We start from the raw sequence: 1,832 nt of genomic DNA, 5'->3' as shown, positions 1-1,832 counted from the left end.
ACGCCTACGCTGTTCAACAGCGGCACGCTGCGCTCGCAGCTGTCTTCCTGCTACCTGACCACCGTGCCCGACGACCTCGAAGGCATCTACGAGTCGATCAAGGAAAACGCGCTGCTGTCGAAATTCGCCGGCGGCCTGGGCAACGACTGGACGCGCGTGCGCGCCCTGGGCTCACACATCAAGGGAACGAACGGCGAATCGCAGGGCGTGGTGCCCTTCCTCAAGGTCGTCAACGACACCGCCGTGGCCGTGAACCAGGGCGGCAAGCGCAAGGGCGCGGTCTGCACCTACCTCGAGACCTGGCACCTCGACATCGAAGAGTTCCTGGAGCTGCGCAAGAACACCGGCGACGACCGCCGCCGCACGCACGACATGAACACGGCCAACTGGATCCCCGACCTGTTCATGCGCCGTGTCATGGAAAAAGGTACCTGGACGCTGTTCTCGCCGAACAATGTGCCCGACCTGCACGACCTCTTCGGCGCTGACTTCGAGAAGGCCTATGTGGCCTACGAAGCCAAGGCTGCACGCGGCGAGATCAAGCCGGCGCGCACCATCCAGGCCACCGACCTGTGGCGCAAGATGCTGACCATGCTGTTCNTGGAAAAAGGTACCTGGACGCTGTTCTCGCCGAACAATGTGCCCGACCTGCACGACCTCTTCGGCGCTGACTTCGAGAAGGCCTATGTGGCCTACGAAGCCAAGGCTGCACGCGGCGAGATCAAGCCGGCGCGCACCATCCAGGCCACCGACCTGTGGCGCAAGATGCTGACCATGCTGTTCGAGACCGGCCACCCCTGGATCACGTTCAAGGATGCCTGCAACGTGCGCTCGCCGCAGCAGCACGCCGGCGTGGTGCACTCGTCCAACCTGTGCACCGAGATCACGCTCAACACCAGCGACACCGAAACGGCCGTCTGCAACCTCGGCTCGGTGAACCTGCTGCAGCACCTGAAAGACGGCGCCATCGACCACGACAAGCTGAAGAAGACCATCAAGACGGCGATGCGCATGCTCGACAACGTGATCGACATCAACTACTACGCCGTGCAAAAAGCCAAGGACTCGAACCTGCGCCACCGCCCAGTGGGCCTGGGCCTGATGGGCTTCCAGGACAGCCTGTACGAATTGCGCATCCCCTACGCATCGCAGCAGGCCGTGGAGTTTGCCGATACGTCGATGGAAGCCATCTGCTACTACGCCTACTGGGCCTCGTCGGAACTGGCGCGCGAACGCGGCCAGTACCAGACCTATGAAGGCTCGCTGTGGAGCCAGGGCATACTGCCGTTCGACACCATCGACATGCTGCAAAAGGCCCGCGGCGGCTACGTGGAAGTGGACCGCTCGTCGACGCTGGACTGGGACGCGCTGCGCAAGAAGATCGCCCAGGACGGCATGCGCAACTCCAACTGCACGGCCATCGCACCGACCGCCACCATCTCCAACATCGTGGGCGTGGACGCGTCGATCGAACCGTGCTTCGGCAACCTGTCGGTCAAGTCCAACCTGTCGGGTGAGTTCACCATCATCAACGGCTACCTGGTGCGCGACCTCAAGCGCCTGGGCCTGTGGGACGACGTGATGGTCATGGACCTCAAGCACTTCGACGGGTCGCTGCGCCCCATCGACCGCGTGCCGCAAAACATCAAGTCGCTCTACGCGACGGCGTTTGAGGTCGAGACCACCTGGCTGGTGGAGGCTGCAGCACGGCGCCAGAAGTGGATCGACCAGGCGCAGTCGCTCAACATCTACATGGCCGGCGCATCGGGCAAGAAGCTCGACGAGACCTACAAGCTGGCCTGGCTGCGCGGCCTCAAGACCACCTACTACCT

Annotated in this window: 1 protein-coding gene; it reads left to right on the top strand. The window is 63.1% G+C overall.

Going from position 1 to position 1,832, the window contains the following annotated elements:
* On the top strand, nt 1-1,832 hold a 1,832-nt coding region (locus QZH66_RS15625), incomplete at both ends, for a ribonucleoside-diphosphate reductase subunit alpha (RefSeq protein ID WP_305806822.1).

The organism is Stenotrophomonas sp. YIM B06876, assembly GCF_030711595.1.
Taxonomy (GTDB): domain Bacteria; phylum Pseudomonadota; class Gammaproteobacteria; order Xanthomonadales; family Xanthomonadaceae; genus Stenotrophomonas.
Note: the sequence above shows the minus strand (reverse complement) of the source record. Positions and strands in the feature narration are given on the sequence as shown.